At 48.4% G+C, this 18,394-nt stretch carries 13 protein-coding genes; 11 read left to right on the top strand and 2 right to left on the bottom strand.

Annotated elements, in window-relative coordinates; genetic code table 11:
• Positions 1-278: 278 nt before the first annotated feature.
• The 11 genes from PsWM33_RS05480 (at position 279) to PsWM33_RS05530 (ending at position 14,817) form a co-directional block, all read left to right on the top strand.
• A complete protein-coding gene (locus PsWM33_RS05480) occupies positions 279-539 on the top strand; it encodes a hypothetical protein (RefSeq protein WP_063299497.1) in 261 nt (86 codons plus the stop codon).
• 183 nt (positions 540-722) lie between these two features.
• Positions 723-1,685, top strand: coding sequence for an Ig-like domain-containing protein (locus PsWM33_RS05485; RefSeq protein ID WP_063299498.1), 963 nt, complete (start codon positions 723-725; stop codon positions 1,683-1,685).
• A 50-nt stretch (positions 1,686-1,735) separates the two neighbouring features.
• Positions 1,736-2,776 (top strand): calcium-binding protein, encoded by a 1,041-nt coding sequence (locus PsWM33_RS05490; RefSeq protein ID WP_063299499.1) that lies wholly within the window; start codon positions 1,736-1,738, stop codon positions 2,774-2,776.
• Between the two features lie 600 nt (positions 2,777-3,376).
• Positions 3,377-4,222, top strand: coding sequence for a phosphonate ABC transporter ATP-binding protein (gene phnC / locus PsWM33_RS05495; protein ID WP_063299500.1), 846 nt, complete (start codon positions 3,377-3,379; stop codon positions 4,220-4,222).
• 40 nt (positions 4,223-4,262) lie between these two features.
• Positions 4,263-5,189, top strand: coding sequence for a phosphonate ABC transporter substrate-binding protein (phnD, locus tag PsWM33_RS05500; protein ID WP_063299501.1), 927 nt, complete (start codon positions 4,263-4,265; stop codon positions 5,187-5,189).
• A 95-nt stretch (positions 5,190-5,284) separates the two neighbouring features.
• Complete coding sequence (phnE, locus tag PsWM33_RS05505; protein ID WP_063297570.1) at positions 5,285-6,160, top strand: phosphonate ABC transporter, permease protein PhnE; 876 nt, start codon at positions 5,285-5,287, stop codon at positions 6,158-6,160.
• An 11-nt stretch (positions 6,161-6,171) separates the two neighbouring features.
• Complete coding sequence (gene phnE / locus PsWM33_RS05510; RefSeq protein ID WP_063299526.1) at positions 6,172-7,536, top strand: phosphonate ABC transporter, permease protein PhnE; 1,365 nt, start codon at positions 6,172-6,174, stop codon at positions 7,534-7,536.
• Between the two features lie 762 nt (positions 7,537-8,298).
• Complete coding sequence (locus PsWM33_RS05515) at positions 8,299-9,447, top strand: porin (protein ID WP_063297569.1); 1,149 nt, start codon at positions 8,299-8,301, stop codon at positions 9,445-9,447.
• A gap of 610 nt (positions 9,448-10,057) precedes the next feature.
• The gene (locus tag PsWM33_RS05520; RefSeq protein WP_063297567.1) at positions 10,058-11,158 is read left to right on the top strand and encodes a porin; all 1,101 of its coding nucleotides are present in this window, start codon (positions 10,058-10,060) and stop codon (positions 11,156-11,158) included.
• A gap of 869 nt (positions 11,159-12,027) precedes the next feature.
• Entirely contained in the window at positions 12,028-13,098 is a 1,071-nt protein-coding gene (locus PsWM33_RS05525) for a porin (protein ID WP_063299502.1), read from the top strand.
• Positions 13,099-13,584: 486 nt separating this feature from the next.
• A complete protein-coding gene (locus PsWM33_RS05530) occupies positions 13,585-14,817 on the top strand; it encodes a porin (protein WP_063299503.1) in 1,233 nt (410 codons plus the stop codon).
• Between the two features lie 66 nt (positions 14,818-14,883).
• Here the strand turns inward: PsWM33_RS05530 and PsWM33_RS05535 are convergent, their stop codons facing one another.
• Both PsWM33_RS05535 and PsWM33_RS05540 read right to left on the bottom strand, forming a co-directional pair.
• Positions 14,884-15,789 carry an alpha/beta fold hydrolase gene (locus PsWM33_RS05535; RefSeq protein ID WP_063299504.1) on the bottom strand — a complete coding sequence of 302 codons (906 nt, stop codon included), beginning with the start codon at positions 15,787-15,789 and terminating at the stop codon, positions 14,884-14,886.
• Positions 15,790-16,086: 297 nt separating this feature from the next.
• Positions 16,087-18,384, bottom strand: a complete 2,298-nt coding sequence (locus PsWM33_RS05540) for a lytic transglycosylase domain-containing protein (RefSeq protein WP_063299505.1) — start codon at positions 18,382-18,384, stop codon at positions 16,087-16,089.
• Between the last annotated feature and the right edge of the window lie 10 nt (positions 18,385-18,394).

An 18,394-nucleotide genomic window follows, 5' to 3' on the forward strand; every position in this document is an offset into this window, starting at 1 on the left:
TAGACCAAAGGCCAGTGATGCACTAACTTTCAATCTGGACTACTCACATGGGGCTGCTCATTGGCACAGCGCGAAGGTGCTGTCTTGATCAACGAAGCTTGAGGTTGCTTCAGTTAGAACTTCTTTTATGGCTAGCTAGTGGATAAACTCACAAGCTTGGTTGCACAGGGACTCGTGAAATTTCTGCGTGAGTTTGGTCGCGTTGGAACACTGGCTTGATTGAGTATTGGAAGTGCAAAGCCTGACGAAACAACTAAGACTACACGATCAAATTGCGAATGAAAGAGGTGTTTGTGATGGCGATGCAAGAGCAAACTCCTTCGGGTTGTCGTCTTGGAAAAGAGATCCCAGTAGGCCTGATGTTTACTGTGATACTGCGGTTTATTAGTTTTGTCTGGTGGGCGGCAAGCGTCAACGAACTAGTGACTGCATTGGAGCGCTACGCTTCGCAAAGTAGTGCTATGGTTGAACGTGTTACACGGGTTGAGACATTGGTTGTGAGCATTGAAAGCGGTTGGAGAATATCGAAAGGAAACTAGATCGCATTGCCGATAAGGAGTGAAAGTACATTTACTTACAACCTAACATTAGAAAGATGCGATATTCTTATCTATTTCAAAATACAGCGGAAAATGCATATTTATTAAAATTGAAATCATAAGTTTCGGCAAGTTTTACAACTTTAGAGTGTAATCGTTAATGCTCTTAGGGAAGTTGTTTTAATGTCTAACTCCGCACCATTTTCCTACCCAATTCAAATCTCAACTACTGAAAACGATGTGATTTCCATCAGAGTTTTCTTCCAGGATTTTGATCTGGTAGATACTCATACGCTTGCTTTGAATGTCGCGGAAATGATCGGAACTGGAACAGTCGTCAGTGATGACACATTCCACTATGACCCAGGCACCAAATTTGATCATCTAGCTGTTGGAGGAACAGCTACAGACACGTTTTCTTATACGATTACTGATGCTGCTGGTGAAAGCGCGACCTCTACTGTCACAATTACGGTGGCAGGGCAGAATGAAGGGCCGGTTGCGGTTGAGATTGCGAGACTGACAGACGAAAACACTGTGATTAATATTGCGCCCGAGTTCAATGATCTCGATACATCTGACACCCATAGCATTACCGTTAATACGAGCGACACTACCGGTTCTGTTACAGTAAATGCCGATGGTGCGTTCACCTACAATCCTGATGGTAAGTACGATGCATTGAACCGCGGAGAAACTGCAAACGACACTTTCACTTACACCGTAACGGATGCTTCAGGTGCAAGCTCCACTGAGACGGTTACGGTCACAATCCAGGGTGAGGGTAATGTCACAGTTAAATCCGGCAAACTTGTTGCATCTGATGGTGCCGAGTATGACAGTTTCGGCCATGGAGTGCAGATGAATGACCACGGAGTTGTGGTTGTTGGTGCTTCTGGTGACGATGATAAGGGCAGTGAATCCGGTTCGGTCTATGTCTATACGCCAGATGGCAGCAGTTATGCCGAGACCAAACTTGTGGCTTCTGATGGTGCTGACTTGAATTACTTCGGTGCCAATACTGCGATCAATAACTCTGGTGTTGTTGCGGTTAGTGCCTTCGGAGATGGTACTCTGGGTAGTGTCGGAAAAGCTATTTATGTGTTCACTCCGACAGGGGCGGGAGCTATTCGGAAGTCAAGCTGACTGTACCTGAGGGTTTTGCCGGTAGCTTCCCTAGTGAGCATGGCCTCTCAATGAATGCAAATGGAGTGATTGTTGCTTCTGTCTTTGATGGGCTTGAAAGCAAGATCTACATCTACACTCCAGATGGTATTGGCGGTTACACAGAAGACACACTCTTTGTTCCAGTACCTGGAAGCGCTGGTGGTAATGTTAGCATTAACGACAGTGGCGTTATCTTTGCCGACGGCCCAGGCGATCTTGCCTATGTGTTCTCACCGGATACTCTCGGTCATTATATAGAGCTGGAATTGTCCGCACCTGACTCCAATAATAGCTTTGGTCAAAGTGGTGTGGCTCAGGATGATGGCACCATTGTTGTTGGCGCTGACGGTGCCTTGTACATCCATGAGCCGGATGGCAATGGTAACTATACGGTTTCCAAGCTGATTACCGGAGATAGTAGTACAGGTCCGACACTTGCTGTGAATGAGGCTGGTGTCATCGTTACAGGTGCTACTTCCGGCATCGGAGCTGCTTATGTTTATGTGCCGAATGGTTCTGGTGGTTACTCTGAGATTGAACTGACAGCCTCTGACGCAGCAGGCATTGGTCTGTTTGGTAGCTCTGTTTCAATCAATGAAGATGGTACTAACACGGTTGGATCGCATTCTGACGATGACAACGGAGAGGGTTCCGGATCAGTCTATGTCTTTACCAAAGACCCTACTGGCTTCTATGTCGGGCAAGACGGAACGATCTACTTCCCTAACGATGAACCAGTGATTGAAACCTTTGGGGCCGCATCTCTCGAAGTTATGGGTAATGATGCTGCTGAAACTCTCGTAGGAGGTGTTGGAGCAGACATTATCAACGGAAATGGAGGTAATGATGTGATCACAGGTGGTGCTGGTGATGATCAGCTGAATGGCGGTGAAGGTAGCCACATATTTGTGTTTGCTGCTGGTGATGCCGGTCATGATGTTCTTGCTGGCTTCGATGCTGCAGAGGTTCGTGGTTCAGATACAGTGGTCACAATCGACGCAGATACTTCGATCACCCTGCAAGGTGTCACTCCTGTTGAGCTACAACCGGATGATTTCCTGTTCATCTAATCTATGCTGAGAAATCTAAGGCGCTCGCAGTTATCAATTGCGGGCGGTGATTTTTGCTATAACCAAACAGCACTCATTTCACAGCAAAATCTGGTCGTGAGCTACATAACAAATTACATAACAATTGCATATTTTATGCATTGTGAAATTGAAGTATTTCGAGTTACTGTACTGAAATATAAGAGTTAAAAAGGTCTCTCCAGAGAACTCGGTTTTTTAACGGACTCTCTCCGTGTCCGCCATCTTCCCTTTTTTGAAAATACGAATTTGTAGTGCAACAGGCCGAAAGGTTTGTTCCTCAGCTGTGTTACATTGCTCTTAAATCGGCTTTGCGATGGTCTTTGGTTTGCAGATTGTCGCTCGTTCTACATTTTTCGATCCTCCATGAAAATCTCACCTGGTTGACTTACTTGGTTTGAACGCCGGTTGCCTTTTCCTCCTGTCACAGAAACGTAATGTAATGCTCGTTTTGCCAGCTATGTGGGGGAGGTGGGGTGTGACGGTTTTTTGACGGGGTTGCTTTGTGAGTGAGCGTCATTTCGCTGTAACAATCGCGTGTGTCTAGTACGTTAAATTTTAACAGGCACCGGGGTTGAACTCTTGATCCAGTTTGAAAGCGTTAGAAAAGAATTTGGCGCGCATGTTGCTGTCAAAGGGGCGAGCTTCATTGTTGAGAAGCCTAAGATGATTGGCATTATTGGACGTTCCGGCGCGGGTAAGTCCACGCTGCTGCGGATGATCAACAGACTAACCCCGGCGACGGATGGGCGTGTCCTTGTTGATGGTGTTGATGTGCTTGCCTTGCAGGGGGCGCATAAGCGTCGCTGGCAGCGTGATTGCGCGATGATCTTTCAGCAGTTCAATCTGGTGCCGCGTCTTGATGTTTTAACTAATGTTATGTTGGGTCGCCTGAATGCACACGGAACTGTTTCCAGCATGCTTAAGTTGTTTACGCGGGAAGAACGCGTTCAAGCCCTGCTGAAACTTGAAAGACTTGGTATTGCTGAAACGGCTTTGAAACGGGCCGAAAATCTTTCTGGTGGTCAGCAGCAGCGTGTTGCGATTGCCCGTGCTCTTATGCAGGAACCGAAAATGCTTTTGGCCGATGAGCCGATTGCCTCATTGGATCCGATGAATGCGCAGGTGGTGATGGATGCTCTTAAGGCGATCAACACGGAAGATGGCCTGACTGTTATTTGTAATCTCCACACTCTTGATACTGCTCGAAACTACTGCGATCGCGTGATTGGTATGCGCGATGGTGAGATTGTTTTTGATGGGAAACCGGATGGGCTTTCGACCGCAGTGGCCCGTGAGATCTACGGTGCGGATGACAGTTTTGAGGAGGGGATGACCTCAACTTCTCTTGGTAGCGAAGGTGCAAAAATCGCTGCCCTGGAACTGGCGAAAGGTGATGCTTCACCCGTCGTCTCTGCTGCTGAATAGCAGCCGTTTAAGATTTTTATTCTGATATTGGAGTGCTCTGATGAAAATCATCGGTAAAGTTGCTGCAGCTCTTGCTGTTAGCACAACCCTTCTTGCTGCGCCTATGGCTCTGGCTGAAGAGAAAATCACTGAATTCCGCATTGGTATTCTTGGTGGTGAGAATGAGGCGGATCGTCTTCGTTCCAACCAGTGTCTGGTTGACCGTTTTGAAAAGCTGCTGGGTGTTCCGGTCAAGCTTTTCCCGGCAGCTGATTATGCTGGCACCATTGAAGGCCTGAAGGGTGGTAACCTGGATTATGCCGAGCTTGGCGCTTCCGGTTACTCTGCTGTTTACCTCTCCGCTCCAGACGCTGTTGAGCCTGTGCTGACTACCAAGCAAACAGATGGGGCGACTGGCTACTATTCTGTGATGGTTGCCCGTGCAGATTCTGGCATTGAGACGCTGGAAGACATGAAGGGTAAGCGCATGGGCTTTGCTGACCCTAACTCCACCTCCGGTTATCTGGTTCCTTCTGTTGCGTTTGACGATATGGGCCTGAACCTGAAAGAGTACTTTGCCTCTACGCAGTTCTCTGGTGGACACGAGCAGAACGTTCTTGCCGTTTTGAATGGCGATGTTGACGGCGGCGTCACCTGGGCATCTGGCGTTGGCGAATGGGAAGAGGGCTACACCTCTGGTAACCTGCGTAAGATGGTAGATAAAGGCATGGTTGATATGTCTGATCTGGTTCAGGTCTGGCAGTCTCCGCTGATCCCTAATGGCCCGCTTGTTGTACGTAAGTCGCTTCCATCTGACGTTAAGCAGAAGGTTGTTGCCTCGTTGAAGTCTATGGTGACTGATAACACCGAGTGCTTCTACTCCGCACAGGGTGGTGAGTACGCTGACTTTGTGGAAGTGAACCACGATTTTTACAAGACCATTGTTGAAGCGCGTCGCCGTAAGATCGAAGCAAAAAAAGCTAACTAATTCTCAAAGTAGTAAAGGGGCGCGGATCTGACCGCGCCCTTTCTTTATGGGGGCCGTGGTGGCTCTCATCATTTCCCTGTTTGGAGGATGTTGAAGTGGCCGCTCATCTGGCGCTTGCCGAAGCTTCCCGTCTGGCCGAGATTTCTCAGGCCTATGAGCGTGTTGCCCGGCGCCGAACGCTATATACTCTTTCTCTGCTCGGCCTTTGTGTCCTGAGCATCTTTGGTGGCTTGTTTGTTGCGGACCAAGCAAATTCTGGTGGCTTTTGGACCGGCTTGGGTAAATTCTTTGATTATCCGGCTGAGTTGTTCATTGGTGCTTATGAGGAAGGGCTGGTTGGGCTCTTCGCACTTGTTCTTCAATATCTTCCGTACCTAATCGAGACCGTCAACATCGCTTTGGTCTCAACTCTTCTGGCATTTTTTCTGGGCGGGGCGCTGAGTTTTGTTGCGAGCCGTAACTTGGTGAGCAATCGGCTGGCCGTTGCTGCAATGCGCCGGGTGATGGATATTTTCCGCGCGTTTCCAGAGATTGTGATTGCGCTGTTGCTGGTTCTGATTTTTGGGCCAAGTCCGGTTGCTGCTGTGATTGCGGTGACAACGCATACGATTGGTGCACTCGCCAAACAGTTTTCTGAGGTGAATGAGAATTGTGACCTGAAGGCTGCTGAAGGCATTCGCAGTGTAGGTGGCAACTGGTTGGAGCAAATTCGCTTCGGCATTCTGCCTCAGGTGCTTCCGAACTTTTTGTCTTACACGCTGCTTCGGCTGGAAGTGAATGTGCGGGCCTCTGCGATCCTTGGGTTTGTCGGAGCTGGTGGTCTTGGTGCTGAGTTGAAGATGGTTGTCGACTGGAACTATGGAGCTGACATTCTTGTCATCATTTTCATGCTGGTTCTTTCAATCACGTCCATCGATTACCTCAGTGGCTGGATGCGACAAAAACTTATTGGTCAGACGGGGCAAGTTTGATGGAGCGTTCTATGACAGATATTAGTGCCTTGCGTGGGACGTCGCATCATGAAGAGCAACGACTGGAGGAGCTGTATCCCGGTGTTCTCGGGCTGGATTTGAAAAAACGCTTGCTTGGTCCGGTGCTGTCGCTGTTGGGTGTTGTTTATTTGGCTCTTTGCTTTTTCGCATTTGATGTTCCGGGCGTGATGGAGAAGGCCCGTGGGGACATGGCTCAACTGTTTGCGCTGGATGCTTATGCCCACAAGGTGCATGCGAAGTACCAGTTCAAGAAGGCTGATCAGGGGTTCGTTGTTAGCCTGGAGGGCAACAGGCGCGCTATATATAAAGAGCAGCCAGATTGGATTGAGCAATCACGTGGGCAATCCTCCATTCTGCTCGGTAAAGATGGGGTGCTTCACTTTGCAGATGATGTGGTGACTTACACTCATCCAGAGTTTGATGAGCCTTTTACATTCAAAGTTGGAGATGGGGTTCCGCAGTTTATTGGTGGAGCTGAGGCTGACTGGCTCAAGGTCTCGAAAACCCAGGTTCATGCGCGGCCCTCTTTATATACACGTATCTGGCTGACAAAGAGCAAAGTTGAGGTGCATCGCTATTTCGTTGGGTGGGAGAACTTCTGGTTTGACTTTGACAGCAAGCTGAACGGGCTGAGTGCTGGTCAGCTGATGTCTCTGGCGTTTTCTTCGGCAAGACTGGATCCTGATGTTTCCAACCTGCGCTTTATGTTCAATGAGTTTTGGATGAACAGTGAGTGGCAGCATGGGGAGGTTTATTTCGCATTGCTGCAAACTCTCATCATGGCCGTGGTCGGTACCTTGATTGCGGGTATTTTAGCGTTGCCGCTTGCGTTTGCTGCTGCTGCGAATGTTAATCCGGTGAGGCTAGCGCGAACAGGCGTGCGCCGGTTCTTCGATTTCCTACGCGGGGTCGATATGCTTATCTGGTCGCTCATCTTTATACGGGCGTTCGGACTTGGGCCGCTCTCCGGGATTTTTGCGATCTTCTTTACCGATACGGGTACTTTCGGCAAGCTGTTCTCTGAGGCGATTGAGAATGCAGATAAGAAACAGGCGGAAGGCGTGCAAGCAACGGGAGCTTCTCCGGTTCAGAAATACCGGTTCGGGCTATTTCCGCAAATCCTACCTCTCTTTATATCTCAGATGCTTTACTATCTGGAGAGCAATACACGCAGTGCCACTGTGATTGGGGCATTGGGAGCAGGGGGAATAGGCCTAAAGCTTATAGAGACCATGCGAACCAGACAGGATTGGGAGAACACTCTCTACCTGATCTTTCTGATTATTGTGGTGGTGATGATGATGGATCAACTCTCAGGATGGTTACGTCGCAAACTCATTGAAGGCCAAGCCTAGGACAAAACACACAGTTTTATGGAGGAGGGCGGTCACTCAAGTGGCTGCCCTCTTTGTTTTTGGTAGGTAGTCAGTTGTCCTTTGCGTGAAAAATGCTCGCTGAGGTGGATTTGTCCACATCGTGTAGACTGCAAAAGTTAATGCGTTTTAGGCTGATAAATCGCAGTGATCCTATGTGAATTTAGTTAACTTATTGATTTATATGTATTTTTCTTGGTTGTGTGGAACTGGTGTATTTAACATCAAAAATATTGATGTATCATTATTTGTTGTTTGTGTTGATGTATTCTTGCAGTCAGTTGCAGCTGACTTGGAAGGAAAAAGCTTTGAGATAGTAGGTTTTTGACTGAAAAAGTGATGATTTTTGTTTGTTTTTCTTAAGTTATGCCGGTCCCGTCTCAACACCTCTCCAGTAACTCTGAACATAACAATAATTTATGGGTTTAATCTTCACTTTTGCTTTGAAATGGTTTGTTTCTAGTGCGTGTTGCTGTTCTTGGTTTGGCTTATCTCCCCTAAATTCCCTGTGTTATTTGTGCCACATCGTATTTCGATGACTTTCAAACTTCATTTGAATTATTGATTAAAAACTAAAGATCACAAATATTGATGTTGTGAACAGCGCGGGGCGCACTTACCGGTGCCCGCTGAATAAAGTGATGTTTCAAACATTGCTTTGATCAAGATGCGCAAGTGGGGAGCCAGAGTGGTCAGGGATCGACATGTGGTCGAGCTGCTCTGGTTTTAAAGAAAGTTAGAATTATGAATTTCAAGGCTATCGCAATCGCAGCAGCTGCTGCTGCCGCTGCAACTTCTGTTCAGGCTGCTGATCTTCCAGCTGACATCGCACCAGTAGATTACGTTCGCATCAACGATGCATACGGTGCAGGTTTCTTCGTACTGCCAGGCACTGAAACTGCAATCAAAATCGGCGGTCGTGTTCGTGTTGAAGCAAAAATCAACAACCTGACCGATGACGAAGATTTTGGTAACGACAAGAACAACCAGAACTTCCGCTCCCGTGCCAACCTGCGTGTTGACACCCGTACCCAGTCTGAGTTGGGTTTGATCCGTACTTACATGGACTTCCAGTTCACTTCAGACACAGATGGTCGTGGTGACGGTGAGGGTGTTGAGCTGGATAAAGGTTATGTTCAGGTTGGTGGTTTCACCTTCGGTCGCGCGAACTCTGCATTTGATCTCTGGACTGACAACCTGTCCACAAACTTGTTTGACCGTCATTTGTCTGATGATACCGTTTGGCAGGCGTCTTACACCTACGCTGTTGCTAATGGCCTGACAATTATGGGCTCTATTGAAGATAACTCTGATCGCCAGCATGATATCATTGATGGTGAAAAAGCAGGTAACACTGTACCTTCCTTCGTTGCTAAAGCTCTTATCAATCAAGGTTGGGGTTGGGCAGGCCTGTCTGGTGCTGTGACGAAAGTTGACTCTCCTGAAGCTCGTTCTTCTGAAGTTGGTTATGGTGTCGCCGCTGCTGTCGGCTTCAACCTGGATATGATCGCACCTGGTGATGTGTTCAACTTCCAGGCAGCATATGCAGATGGTGCTATGGCCTATGTTGGCGCTGATGATACAGCAGATGCCGTTGTTATGAATGGCACTCTGGAAACCAACAAGGCATGGTCTGTTGCAGCTGGTTATAAGCATAACTGGACCTCAGTATTCTCATCCGGCATCGAAGGCTCTTATCTTGATGTTGAAGCAGGTAAAGAGACTGTTGACTTCAATGACTTCAATGAAGTTGTTGTAGCTGGCACTCTTGAGTACCGTCCGGTTTCCGGTCTGCTGTTCTCTGCTGGTGCTGGTTGGAAGCAGGAAGATGTAGACGGTGCTGACAAAACAGACGCTGCTACTTTGAACTTCCGCGTAGAGCGTTCTTTCTAAGGCTGACTTAAGCCTTAGACCTTCATTGGACTTTCAATAATCCTGATTTTCCAATGACTCTCATTCCCGGTGGTGTCCAAAACCACCGGGTTCCTCTGTCAAAGGTTATGTATTGCAGAATGTCCTTGCCTATTTCTATTTTGAATTTGCATATTAAATTTTAGTTGGCATTTTAATCCCCAGCGCGTGATTTTTTGCATGCGTTCAGGGTGATTATGTTTTTTTAGCAGTTAAATATACTGATCTAGACGTATTAATGTTGCATTTAATATTTGTATTTCAACGGCTTAATGAAAATTAGAATGCCTATGATCTGTGGTATCTGAGTTGAGTGCTTCAAGCATCCATAAAAGCTGTTGTGTCAAAAAAAACACACTACTTTGACGTGGTGATGTTTCTCCCCTTTCAAACTACTAGGTTGATATTGCGATCTTCCATCTCGTCGGGCATCAATATGTCCATCGACGCGGTTGAGCCGATTGATTGCTTTGCCAAATAATGGCGAGCCTTTCTGGTTCTCGTGTCACAGGGAAAAGAGGAAATGTGAGCTGCTCCAAACAGGTCACGCCAGTTTCTTCTTTCTATTGAGAGACATTGGAAGGTCAGGATTATGAACGTTAAAACTCTTGCACTCGCTGCTGCCGCTGCTGCAGCTGCAACTTCTGCACAGGCTGCAGATCTGCCACTCGCTGCTGAGCCAGTAAACTACGTAAAAGCATGTGACGCATTCGGCGCTGGTTACTTCCAGCTGCCAGGCAAAGACACCTGCATCAAACTCGGCGGTCGTATCCGTGCGCAGTACGTTTCCCACAACCTGCAGGACGGTCTGGAAGACGTAACCGGTAAAGATAAAGACGGTAAAGACGAAACCAACGACTACAGTTCTTATGTGCGCGGTTACCTGTACTTCACTTCAATGACTGCTACCGACATTGGTACAATCAAAACTTACACTGAATTCCAGGGTGAGTGGAACCAGAGCTCAACTCAGTCCACAAAAGTGAATGATGCATGGGTTCAGATCGGTGCAGACTACGGTTCTTTCCTGTTTGGTCGTGAAAGCTCCCAGTTCGACGCATTCACTGGTTACACATGGATCGTTCCAGGCGGCATTTCTCTGTCAGACGTTTCCACTCTGCAGGCATCTTTCACAGCTGACCTTGGCAATGGCTTCACTGCAGTTACTTCTGTAGAAGATTCTTCTTACCGTGGTGGTGATGAAAACGCTGTTGATATCATTGGTGCATTGAAAGTTTCTCAGGGTTGGGGTTCTTTCCAGCTTTCTGGTGCTGCACACAACAAAGCTGATGGCGACGGTTACGGCTACGCAACTGGTGCGACTGCAACCTTCAATCTCGACATGGTTCGTGAAGGTACAGAAATCACCTTCCAGGCTCAGTATGCTGACGAAGCTGGTGCATATATCACCTCCGACACAGACGATGCTGCGAAAACTGGTTACTCTCTGTCCGGTGGTGCTGAAACTGCTCTGTCTGAAAAAGTTTCTGCTCAGCTCGACGTTTCCCACGTTGCGTTTGATGACGACAGCGCAGACTACACCAAGACATCTGTAAACGGTTCTATCGTTTACTCTCCAGTTGCAGGCCTTGGTCTTGCTCTGGCTGCTGGTTGGAATACCCAGGATGACGACACAGATAAAAAATACGAAGACGAAACCAAAGTTGGTGCTCGTGTTCAGTACACCTTCTAATTTGGTGTGAAAATTTAGCAGCTTAATTGTTGTTTGATTTTGAGCCTCGGTAACTTTGGTTGCCGAGGCTTTTTGTTGTCTATGAAGAGGAAGGCAAGCACAGCGATTCGCGTCGGACATTTTGGCTAAATTTGATCAGCCCTAAAGTGTGGAGCTAAACAGTATTGGGGTGTTGGGCGTGGGGTTAGGGTTTTATGTTGCGTGAATGTTTTGTGGTCAATGACGCTAATGTTCCAATATGAGCATTAGATTTGATTACTTTGCCTGATCCTTCTCATAGCGAGCGGCGTCAACTAGGCTGTTATCAAAGCTGCATGGGTCAGATAAATTGCTCATCCTTGATATTACATGTCTAAATTGCCTAATTCTACGATATCGTTATTCACACAGAGTGACTGTATGTTGCAACATACTTAGTTCAGTCGCGTTCATGATTCCTGCTGATCACGGTTGAGTTGCTGATTACGCACTCACTTCAGTATAAGTAACTGATATTAAAAATAAATATCATATTCAATTATAGGGCTCGGGCGCAATGTTTCCTGACATTTAAGAACTTGAGTGTCTTATGTGATTGAGAGCTGCGAGTTGACTTGCCTATTTATCGTGTTGTCGAAAAGACACATGTTAAAAATCACAAGTAGAAATAGGCAAGTTCATACATTAAATGGGCTTGCCTAAAAATTCTAACATTGTAATTTCTCCTCACGAACCTTCAGGGGGCTTTCTCTTCAAGTAGGCGCTTGAATTGAGGCGGAGGGTTCAAGGGGACAGTTCAGACACGTTTGATGACGGTGCTTGCATCTGAGTTGCGGTTTGATGATCTGTTTTAATTAATGTTTAAAATCCTAATTTATGGGAAGCTTGTGATGAACTTCAAGAAAATCGCACTCGCAGCAGCTGCTGCAGCAGCTGCAACTCCAGCAATGGCTGCTGACCTTCCAGTAGTTGCTGAGCCGGTAAACTACGTACAGGCTTGTGACGCATTCGGCGCTGGTTACTTCCAGCTGCCAGGTAAAGACACCTGCATCAAATTGGGTGGTCGTATCCGCACAAACTTTGTTTCTCATGATCTGAATGATGGCTTGGATGATGTAGTTGACGGTGAAGTAAATAGCTACTCTGCGTATGCTCGCGGTTACCTATACTTCAACTCGATGACAAACACCGAGTTTGCATCCATTAAAACCTACACTGAGTTTACTGCAACTCACAACCAGTCCGATGAGTCTACAGTTGGTATTGGTGATGTGTACCTTCAGCTTGGTTTTGATGCTGGCTCTCTTTTGATCGGTGATACAAGTTCACAGTTCGATAGCTTCACTGGTTACACATGGATCGCTCCAGTTTCCGAAAACTACTCCGATTCAGGTACTCTTCAGGTTTCCTTCACAGCTGATCTCGGCAACGGTTTCTCTGCAATTGCTTCTGTTGAAGATGCTAACGCACGTGGCGGTGTTTCCAACCGTGTTGACCTGGTAGGTGCTCTCGCTGTTTCTCAGGGCTGGGGTTCTGCAAAGCTCTCTGGTGCAACTCACGCGTATGATTCAGACAACTACGGCTACGCAGTTGGTGGTAGTGTAACTGTTACTGCTCTTGAAGGTATCGAGGCTTCTTTCCAGGCACAGTATGCTAGCAAAGCTGTTTCTTACGTAGGCGGTGCAGGCAAATCTACGTTCACTGATGCTGGCGGTGTTAAAGGCTTCAACATCGGTGCTGGTATCCAGGGTGATCTGTCCGATACTGTTTCTGCACAGTTCGACATTTCTTACCTGTCACTCGAGCAGGGTTCTGCAGACTACGACCGTACAGCGCTTGATGCTTCTATCGTTTACTCCCCAGTTGCTGGTCTTGCATTCGCAGTTGCAGCAGGTTGGGCTGACGATTCAGCAGAAAACAAAGAAACCAAAGTTGGTGCACGCGTACAGTACACCTTCTAAGATCTCTTAGATTGAGGGTCTCGGCGGCGGTGTCGCCGGGACCACTTTCATAAAGCCTTGATGTGATACTTGCCACAGACTTGCGTATGTAGCGGGTATAGATAGGTACTACTTCAAGATTTTATGAGTTTTGGTTTAGCTCAAAACCTTCTAATCTATATCTGGTTGAAGTTCATGTATCCTGATCTTTCAATCAGTCTCTCAGGCCCGGCGGTTCCAACCCGCCGGGCTTTCTCATTTGTGCGCAGTACTTAAGTTTTCAATGAGTATTACGCTTTGGTGACCTCCAAAGCTGTGAAATTTTGCTCAGTTGAACTGCCTGCTCGTTTCGATTGGGTGAGATAATCCTGCCCAATCTATAGTAATTGCGAAAATTGAACCTTGGCGTAATTGTCTAGTTGCACAGGGGTAGTCATTGCAGCTGATTTTGATCGTTGCATTTGTGGGCATTGGGCTACTCCGAGTGACGGATGGAGGTTCAATACTATGACTAAGAAGCTGATATTCCTGCCGGTCTTGCTGTCATTCGGAGTTACAGCACAGGCTACAGATTTGCCTAAACCTGTTTTTGAAGGTGAGCCTGAGCCGCTCAACTTGGTGGAGCCGCTGGACTATGTGCAGGTGTGTGACGCGTATGGTGAGGGGTTTTTCTATATTCCTGGCACGCAGACCTGCCTGCGCTTGAGTGGCCGGGTGCGCACCGATGCACAGTATCGTCGCTTTCCCAAAAAGCCAAATAACTGGGGTGGGGTGGTTGATGATGATCCTAAGGGTCGAGATTTGAACTCGATGCGCTTTCGTGCTCGCTCCTACATCCGTATGGATGCACGGTCTGAGACCGAATTTGGGTTTGTTCGTACTTTTTCCGAACTTAGAGCAACGGTGGATTCAGATACTGAGCGATATGGCGGCTCTCCGGAAATGGATCTGAACAAGGCCTATATTCAGTTCGGTGGCTTTACGATTGGGCGCACTGGTTCTCTGTTTGACTTCTTTACGGGAGCTACCTTTGGTGCTGTGCATAGGGATTGGTCTGATACCAACTCCTGGGCTGCAGCTTACACGGAAGTGTTTGATGGTGGTGTTTCCGTCACTGTTTCCATTGAAGACCCAGTTTATCGTGCGCATGGCGTGTTTACCGGCGTTGCAAGTGAAAATGGAAAGGCCGGGAATAAGGCCCCTGATGCCGTAGCGGCCTTCCGGATGGATGGTGATTGGGGCAGTGCGAAGCTTGCTGCGGCCGTAACGAGTATCAGACCAGAAGCCGCTTATGTGCCTGGTGAAGTTGGCTGGGCGTTGGGGGCAGGAATGATAATTAACCTCCCTCAGATGGGTAGTCAGGATGCCGTGGCTTTGCAGTTCCAGTATGGAAACGGTGCTGTTTCCTATGTGGGTATTGATGACGATGAAGTTTTTGACGCTTACTACATCAATGGTGATACCAGAAAGACCGAGGCACTATCGTTTTCAGGTGGACTTACACACTATGTGACGCCTGAAGTGCGGACAGACTTTGATGCTAGTTATGCGGTTGTTGACACGCCAACTGGTGCTGCGCTTCCAGACTTTGATCGGTTTGCTCTGGATTGGGATTTAGTCTGGTCACCGGTCAGTGGAATGGAAATGGGTGTCGATCTCGGTTACTCACGCACATCGCCGGAGGATGAGAAAGATTTTGATGAAGCCAGCGCGCTCTTCAGAGTTCAGAGAACCTTCTAAGGTATTAAGTTTCTTGAAGAACTTGGGAGTTGGATCTTGTGATCCAACTCCTCTTTTTTGTGTTTGCTAAACATGCTGTCTTATAAAATTGAGGATGCGCGTTTGGGTGGGCTGGTCCCAGAGTAGAGGTGCATGTCCTTGATTGGGGATGACCGAGAGTTCCATCTTCTCGTGTAACTGCTGCATTTTTTTGACAGTTTTTGTTGTGAGGAGACGTGAGTTTTGTCCATGGAGCAAGAGGTGGGGAAATGGTTCTAACGCGCTGAAAGACAGCCAGAGATCATCTTCAGGTGCAGCTTTGTTGTCTCCACGAAGAGTATCGCCCAAGTGCTTGTCATAGCGTAATGAGACACCGTCAGAATTTGGGGCATATAGTTGATTGGCGAATGTTATCCAATCCGCTTCTGACATGGCTGTGAACGCTGTTGCATGGATAGAAGCGAGGCGGTCAGCTGCGGTTTTCATGTTTGGTTGGGACATGACGGTGCCTACTGAGGCAATGATGTCATCGAGGGCTGGGGGTTCGATGACTGGGCCTATGTCGTTGATAATGACTGATAGCAGGCGCTCTGGGTGGCGTTGGGCCATGGAGAAAGAGTGGAGGCCGCCGCGGGATGTGCCGATGAGTGCAAATTTTTCAAGTCCTAGAGCTTTGATGCCTCTGTCAATATCGTCGGCTTCCTGATCAAGACTGTAGGTCTCAAAATCCTCAGAGTGATCTGACAGGCCACGGCCACGGTAATCCATTGCGATGACGCGATGACCATTTGCTCTTAAAAAATTTGCTAGGTGATAGAAATCTCTTGTGTTTCTCGTCAGGCCAGAAAGGCAGAGGACTGTTGGGTTGCGGGGAGTATCCGGGTCCCAGATGTGTGCAGATAGGGTTAGTCCGTCGCTGGCTTTCCAAGTGAAACGGGTTGCGCCCGCAACGTTTTGAAGGTCGACATCAATGTAATCTGGGGCTTGAAGCATAAGTTCCTCCCGAAATGCTTCGGTGTTTTCAGCGATTACAATGCGGTCCGGTTTAAATTCCGGCTTCTGAAGGGCGCTGTTAGACAGGTTTTCTCAGTGCGTGTGTTTGCTACTGTGAAAACTGCCTGATGAATCGCTGGATCAGTTATCCTCACCATAGGGCAGGTTTATGCACGTGTCTTGTCAAAGTTGGAGGGTGAGATGCAAGGGTACCGGAAGGTTTATGTTCTGTTGCTGACAACAAAAAGCCCAGCTAATTCGCCGGGCTTTGATTGTTTTGAGTTGTTTGCAGTGGGACTAGTAGCCGCGTGTGAGATCCTGTGTGATCGTGAGAGGCTTGTTTTCCAGCTTATACCGGTAGACCTGAAGGTTTTCCGTGATGCGCTGCACGTAGTTCCTCGTTTCTCCATAAGGGATTGATTCAACCCAATCTATTGGATCGATTTTTGGATCTCGTGGGTCACCAAAGCGCTCAATCCACTCCTTCACCTTGTTCTCACCAGCGTTGTACGCGGCGAAGGTGAGGATGTAGGAGCCACCGAACTCGTCCACCAGCTCTCCCAAAAAGGCTGCACCCAGTGTGGCGTTGTAGGCCGGGTCAGATGTCAGGCGGGACTTTTTGTAGGAGACCCCCAGATTGCGAGCGGTGTCGCGAGCTGTCCCCGGCATGAGTTGGAGTAATCCCAATGCACCTGCGCTGCTGCGCGCTTTTGGGTTAAATGAGCTCTCTTGTCGAGCAATTGCGTAAACGACTGGTTTTTCTACACCTTTTGTGATGCGTGTTTTGCGCGGAATTGCGTTGGTCGGGTAAGCGAGCGGTGCTGCTTCGACACGCTCTGCTTGTGCTAGACGACCAACCATTGTCGCCCATTGATAGACGCCGCGAGATTCTGCCAGCTCAGTCAGAAGTCTAATTTGACCGTTTGTTGGCAGTGTCCGCGCCAGGTGCGTATAAAACAACAGTGTATCATTGTGCAGTCCGGCTTCATCCATTCGTTTGATGGCTTGTACAAGCTCGTTCTTGTTGAAGGCGGTTTGGTCTGCTGTTGTCACATCCGGTAGGGATGCCAGAGGCATTTGGTTGATGCCGAGTTTGGCTAGTGCCAGTTGTCCGTAATATGCGGTTTGGAAAGCGCCAGCCTGTTTGTAATAATCAACGGCGCCATCTGTATCTTTCAGAGCTTCGCGGGTGCGGCCCAGCCAGTAATAGGCGCGGGATAGCGTTTGTGCTGTTTTGCCGAATTTTGCGATGCGTTTGAAATGAGGCTCAGCCAAGCGTGGGTCACCCACATAGCGCAGAGCAAACCAGCCTGCATGGAACTCGGCCTCGACAATCATGCCTGGAGATTCCGCAGCGTGATGGGCTGCTATATTATAAGCAAGACGTGGCTTGCCAGCCTCTATCATTTCTCGGGAAATGTCGCGGCGTTGCTTCCACCAATCGTCACCATTGAGTAAGGCTGCCGGATCAGTTGGTGCTGCTTCCATCAGCTTTGCAGCAGTGTCGTAATCCCCTTGCAAGCGATAGTGCTGGATGAGCGCAAACTGGTAGTTGCTGTCAGATTTCATAGAGCGTGGAACACTCTTTAACTTGCTGAGTGCATTACCATTTTTGCGGATGCTTGCAATGCGGGCCTTGATGTATGTCTGTTCGTCTTTTGACAGTTCGGAAAGCAGGCGTTCTGCTGCGCGTGCTCTGTCACGATACAGGAGCATTTCTGCTCTGAGACGATGATCTTTTTGCCGTAGGAGGCTGCCAAAAGCAGAGCGAATTGCTGCTTCTTCGGGAGCTTCGAAGACGGTTTTTTGCCAGAGTGGGCGAATGAGTTTGGCAGCTTCAGTCTTGTTGCCTTTGGCTAAGTGCGCTTTGGCAAGGACAAGTTTGCCGTCCTTTGTTTCCGGGACGGTAGAGCCGAATGCCGCGATGATCTGAGCGGGTGTCAGGTTGGATGCGGCTAGCGCGGCTTCTCCGCGAGCACGCACGACTTTTGCTGTTGGCCAGTGTGGTGCTCTGGCTGCAAACTGGGCGATATGGGTGACCGGTGTCTTTGGGCCGCCCCGTAGCATAATGAACCAATCCGCGACGCGACGATCGAGGTTATCTGGCAAAGCATTTCGAGCGAGCAGCGCATCGTTCAGCCGTCCTGATTTAACGTGTTGGAGAACGGTTTTAAGTGGTTCAACCGATCCTGTTGCTTGAGCTGTGCTCAATCCCTGTGGATAAGAACTTGTCAGCGCAGCAGTTGATTCGAGTGCATTTTGCGGGCTGGAAGGGCGGGTCGAAATTGGAGTTCGCCCATTACTGACAGGTGCTGAGGGGGCATAGCTGGACAGCTGAGAGTTCTGTGTTCCACCTGTGCTGCCCCTGCCAATCACTGGAGGTTTGGAGCGTGGTGTGGCGGCAAGCGATCTGCTTTGAACGGCAGCATGCTGCGTGCTCAAGGCGATGGTGCGCACAACCTTTGCAGGGTTTGGTGCTGGAATAACGCTGTGATTTAAAGAAGATACAGCGGAAAATGCCGATGCGGAAACAGTCGTGGCAATGGCAAATGCACTCACACGTGTCGATACTAGAAGAAACTCACGGATACGCATACTACTCGTC

The organism is Pseudovibrio sp. WM33, from assembly GCF_001623165.1.
GTDB lineage: Bacteria > Pseudomonadota > Alphaproteobacteria > Rhizobiales > Stappiaceae > Pseudovibrio.